11 protein-coding genes are annotated in these 15255 nt (G+C 39.2%); 7 read left to right on the forward strand and 4 right to left on the reverse strand.

Annotated elements, in window-relative coordinates; translation table 11 throughout:
• Positions 1 to 103: 103 nt before the first annotated feature.
• Entirely contained in the window at positions 104 to 2779 is a 2676-nt protein-coding gene (locus BM137_RS01245; RefSeq protein WP_092479331.1) for a cation-translocating P-type ATPase, read from the forward strand.
• A gap of 248 nt (positions 2780 to 3027) precedes the next feature.
• On the forward strand, positions 3028 to 4419 hold the full coding sequence (locus BM137_RS01250; protein ID WP_092479332.1) for an L-cystine transporter: 1392 nt from the start codon (positions 3028 to 3030) through the stop codon (positions 4417 to 4419).
• Between the two features lie 557 nt (positions 4420 to 4976).
• Here the strand turns inward: BM137_RS01250 and BM137_RS01255 are convergent.
• Genes BM137_RS01255 through BM137_RS01265 form a run of 3 tightly spaced genes read right to left on the reverse strand, consistent with a single transcriptional unit; the run spans position 4977 to position 7790 of the window.
• A complete protein-coding gene (locus tag BM137_RS01255; protein ID WP_092479333.1) occupies positions 4977 to 6203 on the reverse strand; it encodes an ABC transporter permease in 1227 nt (408 codons plus the stop codon).
• 17 nt (positions 6204 to 6220) lie between these two features.
• Positions 6221 to 6910, reverse strand: a complete 690-nt coding sequence (locus BM137_RS01260) for an ABC transporter ATP-binding protein (protein ID WP_092479334.1) — start codon at positions 6908 to 6910, stop codon at positions 6221 to 6223.
• 13 nt (positions 6911 to 6923) lie between these two features.
• The gene (locus BM137_RS01265) at positions 6924 to 7790 is read right to left on the reverse strand and encodes an efflux RND transporter periplasmic adaptor subunit (protein WP_092479335.1); all 867 of its coding nucleotides are present in this window, start codon (positions 7788 to 7790) and stop codon (positions 6924 to 6926) included.
• Between the two features lie 173 nt (positions 7791 to 7963).
• On the opposite strand from BM137_RS01265, the gene BM137_RS01270 reads away from it, so the two are divergent.
• The 4 genes from BM137_RS01270 to BM137_RS01285 all read left to right on the forward strand — a co-directional run bounded on the left by BM137_RS01270 (position 7964) and on the right by BM137_RS01285 (position 12208).
• On the forward strand, positions 7964 to 8692 hold the full coding sequence (locus BM137_RS01270) for a metallophosphoesterase (protein WP_092479336.1): 729 nt from the start codon (positions 7964 to 7966) through the stop codon (positions 8690 to 8692).
• 124 nt (positions 8693 to 8816) lie between these two features.
• Positions 8817 to 9788, forward strand: coding sequence for an ABC transporter ATP-binding protein (locus BM137_RS01275; protein WP_092479337.1), 972 nt, complete (start codon positions 8817 to 8819; stop codon positions 9786 to 9788).
• Positions 9788 to 11305, forward strand: coding sequence for an ABC transporter permease/substrate-binding protein (locus BM137_RS01280; RefSeq protein ID WP_092479338.1), 1518 nt, complete (start codon positions 9788 to 9790; stop codon positions 11303 to 11305). Before BM137_RS01275 ends, BM137_RS01280 begins: the two co-directional genes overlap by 1 nt.
• A gap of 78 nt (positions 11306 to 11383) precedes the next feature.
• Entirely contained in the window at positions 11384 to 12208 is an 825-nt protein-coding gene (locus BM137_RS01285) for a metallophosphoesterase (protein ID WP_092479339.1), read from the forward strand.
• 103 nt (positions 12209 to 12311) lie between these two features.
• Here the strand turns inward: BM137_RS01285 and BM137_RS01290 are convergent, their stop codons facing one another.
• Positions 12312 to 12725: a hypothetical protein gene (locus BM137_RS01290; RefSeq protein WP_092479340.1), complete on the reverse strand. Its 414-nt coding sequence runs from the start codon at positions 12723 to 12725 to the stop codon at positions 12312 to 12314.
• Positions 12726 to 13058: 333 nt separating this feature from the next.
• On the opposite strand from BM137_RS01290, the gene BM137_RS01295 reads away from it, so the two are divergent.
• A complete protein-coding gene (locus tag BM137_RS01295) occupies positions 13059 to 15239 on the forward strand; it encodes a Tex family protein (protein WP_092479341.1) in 2181 nt (726 codons plus the stop codon).
• Positions 15240 to 15255 lie beyond the last annotated feature (16 nt).

A 15255-nucleotide genomic window follows, 5' to 3' on the forward strand; every position in this document is an offset into this window, starting at 1 on the left:
GCCTCGGCTCCTTTTTTGTATTACGCACCTGATTCTTTGAATTACAAAAGATAAAAACATATAATGAAAGTGAAATGAAGAAAAGAGAAAGCGGGTGGTTAGTATGGAAAGAAAAGAACAACTAAAGAAACCATTTTTTGCTCAAGATATCTCCAAAGTTTTTCAAACGTTCGAAACGTCTGAAAAAGGTCTTACGACTGCAGAAGCAGAGAAAAGAATCGAATCTTATGGCCACAACCAGTTAAATGAAGAAAAGAAAAAAAGTATCTTGGTTAAGTTTTTTGAACAGTTTAAGGACTTTATGATTTTAGTCTTGATAGCAGCAGCTTTGATCTCGGCTTTTTTCGGCGATGTAGCAGATGCCGTAATCATTTTAGCCGTAGTTATTTTAAATGCTGTGTTGGGCGTCTTTCAAGAAGCAAAGGCGGAAGAAGCAATCGATTCATTGAAGAAAATGTCTTCACCTGAAGCACGTGTCCGGCGAGATGGTTCTGTCGTACATATCAAAAGTGAAGAATTGGTTCCAGGAGACATTGTGTTGCTGGAAGCTGGAGATGTAGTGCCGGCTGATATGCGTTTGTTCGAAAATGCATCGCTTAAAATTGAAGAGTCGGCATTAACAGGAGAATCTGTACCGGTTGATAAAGATATCGCTGTCGTTACTGACGAAAATGCAGGAGTCGGCGATCGGAAGAATATGGCGTTCATGAACAGCAATGTCACTTACGGACGCGGAGAAGGTGTGATTGTTGGAACAGGAATGGCGACAGAAGTAGGGAAAATCGCTGAAATGCTGGCATCTTCCGAAGAAACGATGACACCATTGCAACGCAACTTGAACCGCCTTGGGAAATATTTGACCATTGCAATCATTGTTATCGCAGTTTTGATGTTTATTGTTGGTTTAACAAACGGCAGAGATGTAGTAGAAATGCTGCTGACTTCGATTTCACTGGCTGTAGCAGCTATTCCTGAAGGATTGCCTGCTATCGTAACCATCATTCTTTCACTAGGAACACAAAAGATGGCGAAGAGAAAAGCCTTAGTCCGTAATTTGCCGGCTGTAGAAACACTGGGAAGTACAGATATTATTTGTTCAGATAAAACAGGTACGTTGACGATGAATCAAATGACAGTTGAAAAAGTCTATGCGAACAATCAACTGCAAGATGCAGCTGACGTTGAAGTAAAAGATCTGCCTGTCATGAAAGTCATGATGTATGCGAATGATACGAATATTTCTGGAGAAGGAGAACTGATTGGTGATCCGACTGAAACGGCATTGATTCAATATGCTTTAGATAAAGATATCGATGTACAAGCTGCTTTAGCAAAAGAACCTCGTGAAGCAGAAGTTCCATTTGAATCAGAACGGAAATTGATGTCTACCATTCATAAAATGACTGATGGAATGTACTTTATAGCGACTAAGGGAGCACCAGACGAGTTGTTGAAACGATGTACTAAAATCGACATCAATGGCGAACTTCACACATTGACTGATGAAGACCGTAAAGCTATTTTGGACAGCAACCATGATATGGCGACGCAAGCCTTGCGTGTATTGGCTATGGCTTACAAAATCGTCAGTGCTGTTCCAGACGAGGTAAACACGAACACTGTGGAAACAGAATTAGTGTATGCAGGAATGGTCGGGATGATCGATCCGGAAAGAGAAGAAGCGAAAGACTCTATTGCTGTTGCTAAAACGGCCGGTATTCGTTCGATCATGATCACGGGAGACCACAAAGATACAGCTTCTGCGATCGCTCAACGATTAGGCATCATTGAGGAAGGAGAAACAGATGCGGTTATCACCGGTGCAGAATTGGATCAAATCGATGATGCAACATTTGCGAAGACTGTGAAGAAATATTCTGTCTATGCTCGAGTATCTCCCGAACATAAAGTAAAAATTGTTAAAGCTTGGCAAAAAGCCGGCAAGATCGTAGCGATGACAGGGGATGGTGTAAATGATGCGCCAGCATTGAATACGGCCGATATCGGTGTCGGGATGGGAATCACAGGGACTGAGGTTTCTAAAGGAGCCAGCGACATGGTTTTAGCCGATGACAACTTCGCGACCATTGTAGTAGCTGTAGAAGAAGGACGAAAAGTATTTACCAACATCCAAAAAGCGATCCAATTCCTGTTGTCAGCCAACTTAGGAGAAGTGTTGACATTGTTTATTGCTACATTACTAGGATGGAGTGTATTATCTCCTGTGCATATTTTATGGATCAATTTAGTGACGGACACTTTCCCTGCAATCGCACTAGGATTGGAGCCTGGCGAGAAAGATATCATGCAGGAAAAACCACGTGGAAAAGAAGCCACGTTCTTCTCGAATGGAGTCTTACCAAGCATCGTATATCAAGGAATATTAGAAGGTACGATCACATTGATGGTTTACTGGTGGGCAACGCATAACCCAGTTCATGCTGGAAACGAAGAATTGATCCACTTAGATGCATTGACGATGACATTTGCCACGTTAGGACTGCTTCAACTTTTCCATGCCTTTAACGTGAAATCAATCGAAAAATCGCTGTTTACCGTAGGACTATTTAAAAATAAAATGTTCAACTTGGCAATTGTCACTTCAGGAGTTCTTTTGGGAATGGTCATTTTGATTCCTGGATTGAACAGTTGGTTCAACGTGACGACATTGAACATGGAACAATGGTTAATTGTATTGGGAGCAGCTTTTTCAATCATCCCAATCGTTGAGATCATTAAGTTCTTTATCCGAAAATTCAGTAAGAAAAACAACAAATAAAGACATAACTGTTTTGCTTCACAAGTAAAAAGTATAAAAGACCAGCTTCTATTTTAAGAAGTTGGTCTTATTTGTCTGATTCGATTGCTTTTTCAGGCAAAAACAGTTACTATTTATAAGTCACTGAAATTTTTACTATTGAATTTCAGGACTGCCAGTCGGAAAGCTAGGCAGTCTGGGACCTTTAATCTTATGATATAACATTGCTTGCCAGTCATAGGGAAGCGGCCATTAAAGGGAGGATTTATATGACAGTAGTATCAATTATTTTAGTTTTATTATTATTTATCGCTGTTTTGTTTGGTTTATGGAAAATGCAAGCGAAACATGTGAAATTTTCAACTCGTGTTTTTACAGGTTTAGGAGCAGGGGTAGTATTTGGAGGACTGCTGCAGCTGATTTTTGGAGCTGACGGTGCAGTTACTACAGAAGCTATCAGCTGGATCAATATCGTAGGTCAAGGATATGTAAGATTCTTGCAAATGTTGATTATGCCATTGATCTTTGTTTCTATTATCGGAGCGTTCACTAAAATTGAAACGAACAAAAACTTAGGAAAAATCAGTACTTCAGTATTGACTACATTATTAGCGACAACAGCAGTCTCTGCTTTGATCGGTATGGGTAGTGTAATGTTGTTCAACTTAGACGGAGCTGAATTTGTCCAAGGAACAGCAGAAACAGAACGTATTGAACAAATCACAGAAACTTCAGCACAAGTTGCTGATTTATCTATTCCGGAACAAATTGTCAACTTTATTCCAAACAACTTTTTCGCAGATTTAGCTGATTCAAGAGATACAAGTACAATTGCAGTGGTTATCTTCTCAGCATTTGTCGGTATTGCTTACATGGGGATTTCTAGAAAAGACCCTGAAAATGCATCATTCTTCAAAAAAATCATGGATAGCTTATATACTATCGTTATGCGAATCGTAACATTAGTTTTACGTCTGTCACCTTATGGTATTTTTGCTTTAATGACAAAAATGTTAGCTACAAGTGATTTCAATGCATTAGTAAACTTAGGTGTTTTTGTAATTGCTTCTTATGCAGCAATCATCGTGATGTTCATCATCCACATGTTGATTTTGACTGGATTCAAAGTCAGCCCGATTGCTTATTTGAAAAAAGCATTGCCAGTATTGAGCTTTGCATTTACTTCTCGTTCAAGTGCAGGAGCTTTGCCATTAAATATTGAAACACAAACGAAAGCATTAGGTGTGGATAGTGCATCAGCAAACTTCTCTGGATCATTCGGATTGTCGATTGGTCAAAATGGATGTGCTGGTATCTACCCTGCAATGTTGGCAACGATTGTTGCACCAACTGTAGGAATCGACATCTTCAGTCCAGCTTACATTTTAACTTTGATGGCAGTTGTGACGATCAGTTCATTTGGAGTTGCTGGAGTCGGTGGAGGAGCAACATTTGCTGCTTTGATCGTTCTAGGAGCTATGGATCTGCCAATCGCAATCGTTGGATTGTTGATCTCTGTTGAACCAATCATCGATATGGCTCGTACAATGTTAAACGTAAATGACAGCATGATTGCTGGAGTAGTTTCATCTAGAGTCATCAAGACATTAGATGAAGACGTATTGAACAACGACGAAGCTATCGTAACTAGTGAATACTAATTTAAATCAAGCTGAGATGCCCAACAGGTATCTCAGCTTTTTTGTTTTATTTATCATCTTCTAGCGTTGGCAAGGAAATGTCCTCCGGTCTATGGGATGACTTACGGAGAGCCATGGGACCGCCTTGAGCCAAAGAGCGTCTCAAGTGCTTGCAAGCTTTGCCATAGCCGTTGGAGTGTTAGCGACTTACGGATATGGTATGCGTAGCGCAGCAGAGAACAAACTTAGTGTAACGGCTGAAGCCTAACACTAAGTAATTCACATTGCATCCTTCTTCATGGCTACAAGCCACCCCATATTCCTCCGGGAATTTCTAGGGATAATTTTCTAATGAACTGAACCAAAAACTTAGTTTTTACTCATCATTCATAAATGTTTTAGAATTCGTTATCTGTACAAATTTAATCGGGAAACGCTGGGCCGAAAGGATAAGAAATTTGCGTGCCCTTTTTTCAAATTTTTAGCTAGAATCGGTACGTAAACCTCAAATTCCGATTCTAAAGGATAAAAAAGAGGTGTCTATGAACTCGTCATAGACACCTCTTTAAAAGAAAATCTTATTCGTATCTTAAAGCTTCGATTGGATCTAATTTGGCAGCTTTACGGGCCGGGTAGATTCCAAAGAAAATACCAACGGCACTCGAGAAGAAGAGCACCAATAAGACTGAACCGAGTGTAATATTTGGCACGATATTTAAAGCATTAGAGACTCCCGTTGCCAATCCGATACCTAAAATCAGACCGATGATTCCGCCAATCAAACAAAGGATAACAGATTCCATTAGGAATTGAACCAATATCGTTCCTGTAGTAGCTCCTAAAGCTTTACGAGTACCGATTTCGCGAGTACGTTCCGTAACAGAAACGAGCATGATATTCATAACTCCAATACCGCCTACCAGTAAAGCAATAGCGGCTACTGCTGCGATAAAGTTGATAAACAAACTCAATACTTGATCCACTTGATCTAAAGCTTGTAAGAAGTTGGTTGCTGAGTACCAATTTTCTCCAACCGCATCATGACGAGTTTCCAAAATACGCACGATCTGTGTTGAAACAGATTCGATAGCATCTTTGCTGGAAACTTGAACGGTCAAACTTTCTAAACCGCCGATGTTAGGATCCAGTTTTTCCATCGTTGTTAAAGGGAGTGCAGTATATACGGGCATTTGGCTTAAATCAAATGAACCTTGCAGATCTTGAAAAGTTCCTTCAACGACACCAATGACGGTTAAATCTAATTGGTTTCCAGACTCTCCATCAAGACTGATTTGTTCGCCTAAAACATCTGTACGTCCGTTAAATAAAGCAGAAGCTGTATCTTCACTAATGACGACAACATTTTTACCGTCCGCATAATCAGTCTCATTGAAGTATCTCCCGTGGACGATCGTACTTTCCATAGCTTGGTTTGTGTACTGAAGGTCAGGCGTACCATAAGAAACGACTGATTGCCGGCTTTCAAAATCTGAACTCACACCTGTAAAAGTTGTGGCATCAGGAGAGATACGTTCGATTTCCGGAATAGCATTTTTCAATGCCATAATATCATTTTCTGTAATAGCCTCATCATCAGTGGCTTCTTCCGTTACTGACAACGAAATCGTAGAAGCTCCAAGATTGTTGAATGTCCCGGTGATTTCTTCGGTGGCTCCATTCCCGACACCTAAAATAGCAATAACAGCAGCTATACCAATAATGATTCCCAACATGGTTAGAAAGGAGCGCATTTTATTGGCCATAACACTATCGATCGCCATTTTAAAATTTTCACTAAAATTCAAAGCGTAACAGCTCCTTTCTAAACTAATTTTTGTTCTTGCAGATGGTCATTTTGAATTTCTCCATCTTTGAATAAAACGATTCGTTTTGTGTATTCAGCAACTTCTGGTTCATGAGTGACCATAACGACAGTAGTCCCTTCATTATTGATCTCTTGGAAAATACGCATGATCTCTAAAGTTGTTTTGGAATCCAAGTTACCCGTAGGCTCATCCGCCATCAACACGGAAGGTTCATTGACGATGGCACGAGCAATCGCAACACGTTGTTTTTGTCCACCAGATATTTCATTGGGACGGTGTTTTACTCGATTGCCTAAGCCAACCCGCTCCAAAGCTTTCATTGCTCGCTCGCGGCGTTCTTTTTTAGGAACGTTTGCATAAACCATCGGCAATTCTACATTTTCAAGGATAGTCATACGGGGCATCAAGTTGAAAGATTGAAAGACGAACCCGATTTCTTTGTTTCGTACATGAGCACTTTCATTGTCAGACAAATTGCTGACATCTTGACCATTTAAAAAGTACGTTCCGCCATCAAAACGGTCCAGCAAACCCAAAATATTCATCATTGTAGATTTCCCTGAACCACTTGGTCCCATGATTGAAGTAAATTCTCCATCTTTTATCGTTAAAGTAATATTGTTTAGGGCAGTAAGAGATTCACCGCCAGTATGATACGTTTTAGTGATTCCTTTAATTTCAATCAATGTTATCTACCCTCTATTCTTTTTCTTGAGTTGTGACAGTGATTCCATTTTTGACATCTTCGCTCGGAGAAAGAACAACCGTTTCATCGGCTGCTAATCCAGATAAAATTTCCACTTTTGTAGCAGATTGGATGCCGATTTCGACTGGTTTAGATTTGATGACATCATTTTCTACAGTGTATACGAAAGGCTCATTATTGTTATCGTATACTAGCGCTTCGATAGGAATCGTCATAGCATTTTCAGATGTATTCGTTGTAATCTCAACATCGATATCAAAACCTGCAATCAGGTCTTCAGGATTTTCATCAAATGAAACCACAGCATTTAATAATTGAGTGTTTCCAGTAGCACCAGGAGTACTTGTAGCTACAGGGTCTACTTGTGAAACTTTACCAGAATAAGTCTGGTCTCCGCTTGTCAATGTAGCTGTTTGATCAGCTTTAACTAATGGAGCATCCGTTTTTGTTAGTTGAATAGCTACTTCTAATTGAGACAAATCAGCTAAAACGACTGCTGGAGTCCCCGTTTGTGTGCTGGTATCAGGTTCGCCTTCAGTAGCGTTGACAGCTGTAACTGTGCCTGAAAAATTGGCTTCAATTGGTACACCGCTGAATGAGATTAGTGTATCGCCTTCTTCAACTGTATCGTTGACTGCAACCGGCAGATCTGAGACCGTTCCTTGACCATATACTTCTTGTGTTTCTCCAGGTTCAACCATTCCGGTCAAATTCAATGTCTCATTAATGGTTTCTTCTGTTACTTTTCCTGTACGGACAGACAGCACCTCTTCTTTGTTATTCGCGAAAATGACCGTGTATCCAATAAAGGCAACCGCTGCAATCGCAACCAGAATACCGATAATTTTTTTCCAATTCATTTCAAAACTTCCTTTCACTATCTATTAATGTACATACTTCATTATTATAGAGTGAAAATAGAGTGCCGTCTATTGTAGTGCCTAATCTTAAGAATTAATTTAAAGTCTAATTTTTAACCTATTTCGTAAATTTCTGTATAATTAGAGTATCAAAATAAGAGAGGCGTTGCTTTATGAAACAAGACGTTTTTGTCATCGGAGACATTCATGGAGAAATCACCTTGTTTAAAGAAATGCTGAAGTACTGGGATGAGAAGACACAACAACTGGTATTGATTGGTGACTTGGGAGATCGGGGGGAAAATCCAAAAGAATGCTTTCAGTTAGGGTATCAATTAGTCAATGAAAAGGGTGCTGTCTGTTTAAAAGGAAACCATGAAGACATGCTGCTGCGGTTTTTGCATGATCCAGAAGAAAATTATTCCCTTTACGCTCTAAACGGGGGGCTAAAGACAATTGAGACTTTTTTGCATACAGGCGCTGAAGCAGAATATTCTCCAACAGAGATGGCTAGTATGATCAAAAGTCATTATCCTTGGTTAGAATCTTTTTTAGAAAATTGTTTTCTTTATTTTGAATGGAACGATTACATCTTTGTTCATGGCGGAGTAGATTTGTCTAAAAAAGATTGGAAGAAAACATCTGATGAGGATTTCGTATGGATCAGGGAAGGCTTTTATGACCAACATAATCACACAGGTAGAAAAATCGTGTTCGGACATACGATCACACCTATGTTATATGGAGACAACCAAACGACTGATTTATGGATCAAAGAGGATTTGATCGGTATTGATGGAGGAGCCGTTTACGGAGGAACGTTGCATGGGGTACATTTTGATCGAAGCGGGATCGTGCGGGATTATCGAATCGACAACCAAGCAAAAAAATTATGGCAATGATGGAAAATGTGTAAAACCCCAGAAATTCTTGTTTTAAAACGTTTGGAGTTTCTGGGGTTCTTGACGAGTAATAATAAAAGATGTTTATGGAACAATATTATAGAAGAAACTAAAGGAGAACATTATGATTCTATTTGAAAATGTATCTAAAGAATATCAAGAAAATAAGCCAGTAGTTTCAGAATTAAACTTCGAAATTCAAGATAATGAATTTTTTGTCCTTATTGGGCCAAGCGGAAGCGGAAAGACTACTACGTTAAAAATGATCAATCGACTGATTTCGTTGACGAAAGGCTACATTCGCATCAATGGAAAAATGATCAGTGAATACAAACTGAATGAACTGAGATGGAACATTGGGTACGTTTTGCAGCAAATTGCATTATTTCCGCATATGACGATAGAAGAAAATATTACAATTGTACCGGAAATGAAAAAATGGTCCAAAGATGAAATGAAAGATAGGGTGACAGAGTTGTTGGAAAGTGTCGGATTAGACCCGGATACTTACCGCAATAGGAAGCCTTCTGAGTTGTCAGGAGGAGAACAGCAGCGGATCGGAATCGTTCGGGCGTTAGCAGCTGATCCAGATATTATTTTGATGGATGAGCCGTTCAGTGCTCTTGATCCCATCAGCAGAGCGGGCCTTCAACAAGATTTATTAGAGATGAAAAAGAACCTGAATAAGACGATCGTTTTTGTGACCCATGATATTAGTGAAGCATTGTTATTGGGAGATCGGATCTGTCTGTTCAATAAAGGGAAAGTTGTGCAAATTGGTACTCCAAAGGAAATCGTCCAACAACCTGCAGATGACTTCGTGAGATCATTTTTGAAAGCTGGAAATGTACAGCCTAAATACCAAAAAACAGTAGCAGATGTGATCCAAAGAGGTTACATAAATAAAGAACTTACATTGCCAGTCAATGAGACGATTGTGACAGTGACAGATCCAATCGAAAAATTGATGACCGTTTTGTCTATGCAAACTGAAGTTGCGGTGGTCGATGATCAAGTCGATGTTTTGGGAACTATTTCGCAACAACAATTTCTTTCGTACCTGTCTCAAGATATGCAGGAAGGGGAGAATGAATAATGCAGACTTTTATTGATACATTAATAGAACGAAAAGACCAATTGTTATCTACAGTGATTGAACACATTCAACTTTCATTAATAGCCTTATTGATCGCTGTTTTTATCGCTATCCCAGTAGCAATCGCATTGACCTATCGCAAAAAACTCGCAAATCCAGTCATTCAAGTCACAGCTATTTTCCAAACGATTCCTTCATTAGCTTTACTAGGACTGTTGATTCCCTTAGTAGGAATCGGTCGGGTGCCTGCAACGATTGCATTGGTGATGTACGCCTTGCTTCCGATTTTAAGAAATACATACATCGGTATTGCAGAGATTGATCCTTCCTTGATCGAAGCAGCCGATGCAATGGGAATGAATGCTTTCCGCAAATTGATCAAAGTACAGATTCCAATGGCTTTACCGGTCATTATGGGCGGGATTCGCAATGCAATGGTGCTGATTGTTGGAACAGCAACGATTGCTTCACTGATTGGTGCCGGAGGATTGGGAGATCTGATTTTGCTGGGAATCGACAGAGGGGATAATGCTTTAATTTTATTAGGAGCTGTTCCAGCTGCTTTACTGGCTATTTTATTCGATATCTTGCTGGGGGTATTAGAAAAAATATCCTTCAAAAAGTCTTTATGGATCTTAGGTGTTGGGGTTTTGCTTATTCTGATAGTATTTATCAGTTCATTCTTTTCAAATAACGAAGAAAAAATTGTGATTGGCGGAAAGTTAGGTGCAGAACCGACGATTTTGATGCACATGTATGAAGATTTAATTGAAAGCCAAACAGATATCTCTGTGGAATTGAAACCTAATTTAGGAAAAACAACGTTCAACTTCAATGCGCTACAATCTGGAGATATCGATATTTACACAGAATACACTGGGACTGTGTTAGCAACTTTTTTAAATGAGCCGCTTGATTCATCTGATGGAGAAGCTGTTTATGAACAAGCTAAAACCGGTCTAGAAGAACAGTATGATATGACATTGTTAGAACCGATGGCATTCAATAATACGTATGTATTGGCTGTCACAGAAGAAATGGCAGAACAATACGAGTTAGAAACGATTTCTGATTTGATTCCTATTGCTGATGAAATCAAAGCTGGTTTTACATTAGAGTTTTCTGACCGCAAAGATGGTTATTTAGGGATACAAGAATTATATGGATTAACATTTGAAAATATGGAAACTATGGAACCGAATATCCGCTACCAAGCTGTAGAAACAGGAGATGTGAATTTGGTAGATGCGTATTCCACAGACAGTGATATCGAGAAATATGGGCTGGTCCAGCTAGAAGATGATCAAGGACTTTTCCCTCCATATCAAGGGGCTCCGCTGTTATTGATGGAAACGCTAGAAGAATATCCAGAGTTGGAAGAGATTTTAAATCAGCTAGGTGGGAAAATAACAGACGACGAGATGCGTAAAATGAATTATGCAGTAGATGTTGAAGGCAAATCAGAAGATGAAGTAGCCAGAGATTTTCTGATTCAAACGAATTTATTGGAAGAATAAAATCATCTGGCATTTATTGTCTGGATGATATAGGCTGATAGAAGCGAGTGATATAAAAAGAAGTAAAGGACGTAATATATGAAGATAGGCGTTATTTCGGATATCCACATTGATTCAAATAAAAAAGTCGTTCCTGAAGGCAGCACATTTGCAGAAATTCTAGGCAATCAACTTAACCAACAGCAAATAGAATTGTTGCTATTAGCTGGAGATATCAGCAGCGACTATCTGTTGTCTCAACAGTTTATAGACGAATTGAAAAGCCAAACGAAGTGTCGGATTTTATTTGTCCCGGGTAATCATGATTACTGGTCTAGGAAAAACGGCGAAGAAGATACGAACAAAATCTATCAATTCTTCAAAGCAAAACCAGAAAGTGTACTGGAAAGACCTTATATCATCAATGATGAGTGGGCGGTAGTAGGGAACTCCGGGTGGTACGATTATGGGTACGCAGATGGTGAACAGTATACAGAAGAAGATTTTGACCGTATGAAATACCGTGTGGGAGCTTGGAATGACAAGTACTATGTACATTGGAATGAAGGAAATCAAGCAGTTGCCCAATGGATGATGGATAAGATCGAAGAGGATATGAAAGCGGTCGGTGACAGAAAAGTAATTCTAATGACGCACGTTGCCATGCATCCGCAATTTGTTATTCCTTTACCGCATCGTATTTACGATTATTTCAATGCGTTTCTAGGCAGCTCATCTTACGAATGGTTGTATACTAAATATCCGATCAAATACAGTATCATGGGGCATGTCCATTTTAGGAAAATTGTACGTGATGAAGAGCGGACCTACATTACTGCTTGTTTAGGCAATAAAAAGCATTGGGGAAAAAAGGACTTAGAAGCAGAAATCAAGCGGACCATGGTGACGTTTGAAATTGAATAGATCAACCATCAAAAAGCAGCAAGTCTAATTTAGACTTGCTGCTTTTATAAGTATATGAATTTATCTCTATTCTCTATGTTAAGATTTAATTTCTTTATACACATTAAGGAGCGAAACCGTAAAAAGTTAGCATAAAAAGGATATATCCTAAAGCAATTATTCCTGACATTATAAAGATAGCTCCAATACTGATCACATATTTTAGAGAAACCAAATAGATATCTGCTTTCATTATGAAGTTTCTAAACAGGAGTATCAAGGTTACTCCTAGAGGAATAAACAACAAAAAATACAACGCAGCTAAACCATTGTAGTAGAGGCTTATTCCTTGGTTAGGCAAAGATGTTTTAAAAAATAGAGAAAAGGCTAATAGAAATACAATAAAGATTAAATTGACTACAACAGAATAAAGATGAAACGGCTTTTTGTATTTGTTCGGTAATTTAAGGCCGAAAGAGATCGAAACGCATACAATAGAAATGACGACTGCAACAATAATATTTGATGGAAACTGCATATGGATCCTCCTTTTCAGATCTAGATCTGAATGATTTTAGATATGTATAGTGCGTGGTTTATTTAAGATTAGATTGTTGGATTCATTATATAACAAAAACTACTTTATAAATAGCAACAAACAGTTTACATGGCGCAACCATAGGCTTACATTTTCTTTTTAAATGCGTAAACACATTGTTGATCAAAGATGTATGACCTAACTCAAACTGTTGGGTAAAGCCCACCTGCTTGTTAGGATTTTCTTACAACTTAAAGCCTAAACGGTTTGCTCCACTCTCTTGTCTTTTATGATAAAATAGGGTGTATGTGTTTTATAGAGAGGGAGATAGTAATGGTTGAAATGAATGGAAATCGTGTATTAGAATTGTTGAATGCTGAATTGACGGCATACTCAAAAAAACAAATTACTACCGTATTGAACCTGTTAAAAGAGGGAAATACAGTTCCTTTTATTGCTCGTTACCGTAAAGAAATGACTGGAACATTAGACGAAGTACAAATTCGTGAGATTGAAGAGAGACATGCCTACTTAGAGACTTTAGAAAAACGTAAAGTAGATGTCCTAAAAACGATTGAAGAACAAGGCAAACTAACGCCTGAACTTGAAAAAGAAATCAAACAAGCAGATAAAATGCAATTGGTAGAAGATTTGTATCGTCCGTACAAACAAAAACGCCGGACAAAAGCGACCATTGCAAAAGAAAAAGGACTTGGTCCGTTAGCAGGCTGGTTATTAGCTTTTCCAAAAACAGATGTAACAGCAGAAGCTGAAACATATATTAATGAAGAACAAGAAGTCTTAACAGCTGAAGATGCTCTGGCAGGTGCACACGAAATTTTAGCCGAGACATTTGGCGATGAACCTGATTATCGTCAATGGATTCGGGATTTCACGTTCAATAATGGACGGGTTGTTTCTACGGTCAAAGATGAAGAAGCAGACGAAAAAGGCGTTTTTGAAATGTACTATGACTACAGCGAACCGATTAAATCAGTGGTATCGCATCGAGTTTTAGCAATGAATCGTGGAGAAAAAGAGAAAATATTGAAAGTCGCTTTAGAAGTGGATGAAGAGCAGATATTTGCTTATTTAATGAAGCAAATCGTCAAAGATTCATCTGCAACATCAACTCCTTACCTTCAAGAAGCTTATATGGACAGCTATAAACGATTTATCGGACCAGCGATCGAACGGGAAATTCGTTCATCGTTGACGGAAGTAGCAGATGAACAAGCTATTGCCATCTTTGGTGAGAACCTGCGCAACTTGCTATTGCAACCGCCTTTGAAAGGGAAAGTCGTTCTAGGCTTTGACCCCGCTTACCGTACGGGCTGCAAATTGGCTGTGGTGGATGCAACTGGAAAAGTGTTATCCATTGATGTGATCTACCCGCATAAACCAGCTGGTGCTAGACAGCGTGAAGAAGCAGCTGTGCATTTCAGAAAATTAGTTGAGACATATGGTGTAGAGATGGTGGCTATCGGAAACGGAACAGCCAGCAGAGAATCAGAATCCTTCGTAGCGGAAAACTTGAAACAAGTTGACCGAGAAGTGTATTACGTCATCGTGAATGAAGCTGGAGCTTCTGTGTATTCAGCCAGTGAAGAAGCACGGAACGAATTCCCTGATCTGGAAGTAGAAAAGAGAAGTGCAGTCAGCATCGGACGTCGTTTGCAAGATCCATTAGCTGAATTGGTGAAAATCGATCCTAAATCTGTTGGAGTTGGACAATACCAGCATGACGTTTCTCAAAAACGTTTGGAAGAACAGTTGGACTTTGTTGTGGAAACAGCTGTTAACCAAGTTGGTGTAAATGTGAATACCGCTAGTCCTTCATTGTTGCAGCGTGTAGCCGGTTTGACGAAAACAACGGCTAAAAACGTTGTAGCTTATCGTGAAGAGAACGGCAGCTTTGAAAAGAGAAATCAATTGAAAAAGGTCCCTCGTTTAGGACCTAAAGCTTACGAACAAGCAATTGGATTCTTGCGGATTATTGGTGGAAAGAATGTACTAGATAATACAGGCATTCACCCGGAATCTTATGCAGAAGCAGAGCAAGTCTTAGAGTACGCTGGATTGACGTTGAAAGACGTGGGAACAGAGGCTGCTAAAGAAGCTTTAGCTAAAGTGGATATCGCTGAACTTTCAGATAAAACTGGGTTAGGAAACGAAACCTTAAAAGATATTCTAGATGCCTTAGTAAAACCAGGTCGAGATTTACGTGACGATATGGCTGCGCCTTTACTGCGTCAAGATGTCTTGTCTATGGAAGATATCCAACCTGGGATGAAGATGGAAGGTACAGTTCGTAACGTAGTTGACTTTGGAGCGTTTGTGGATATTGGAGTCAAACAAGACGGATTGGTTCACATTTCCAAATTGAGCAATCGTTTTGTCAAGCATCCAACCAATGTGGTTGCTGTAGGAGATATCGTAACAGTATGGGTAGATCAAATCGATGTCAATAAAGGACGTATTTCTTTATCGATGATTGACCCTCAGAAAGCCTAAATTTAGGAGGTGTTCA

The sequence above is a fragment of the Desemzia incerta genome (assembly GCF_900115825.1).
Taxonomy (GTDB): domain Bacteria; phylum Bacillota; class Bacilli; order Lactobacillales; family Carnobacteriaceae; genus Desemzia; species Desemzia incerta.

What these genes read in the sequence shown, in the direction of transcription:
- BM137_RS01245 (WP_092479331.1), top strand. Translation starts at nt 104, where the DNA reads ATGGAAAGAAAAGAACAACTAAAGAAACCATTTTTTGCTCAAGATATC.
- BM137_RS01250 (WP_092479332.1), top strand. Translation starts at nt 3,028, where the DNA reads ATGACAGTAGTATCAATTATTTTAGTTTTATTATTATTTATCGCTGTT.
- BM137_RS01265 (WP_092479335.1), bottom strand. Translation starts at nt 7,790, where the DNA reads ATGAATTGGAAAAAAATTATCGGTATTCTGGTTGCGATTGCAGCGGTT.
- BM137_RS01270 (WP_092479336.1), top strand. Translation starts at nt 7,964, where the DNA reads ATGAAACAAGACGTTTTTGTCATCGGAGACATTCATGGAGAAATCACC.
- BM137_RS01275 (WP_092479337.1), top strand. Translation starts at nt 8,817, where the DNA reads ATGATTCTATTTGAAAATGTATCTAAAGAATATCAAGAAAATAAGCCA.
- BM137_RS01280 (WP_092479338.1), top strand. Translation starts at nt 9,788, where the DNA reads ATGCAGACTTTTATTGATACATTAATAGAACGAAAAGACCAATTGTTA.
- BM137_RS01285 (WP_092479339.1), top strand. Translation starts at nt 11,384, where the DNA reads ATGAAGATAGGCGTTATTTCGGATATCCACATTGATTCAAATAAAAAA.
- BM137_RS01290 (WP_092479340.1), bottom strand. Translation starts at nt 12,725, where the DNA reads ATGCAGTTTCCATCAAATATTATTGTTGCAGTCGTCATTTCTATTGTA.
- BM137_RS01295 (WP_092479341.1), top strand. Translation starts at nt 13,059, where the DNA reads ATGGTTGAAATGAATGGAAATCGTGTATTAGAATTGTTGAATGCTGAA.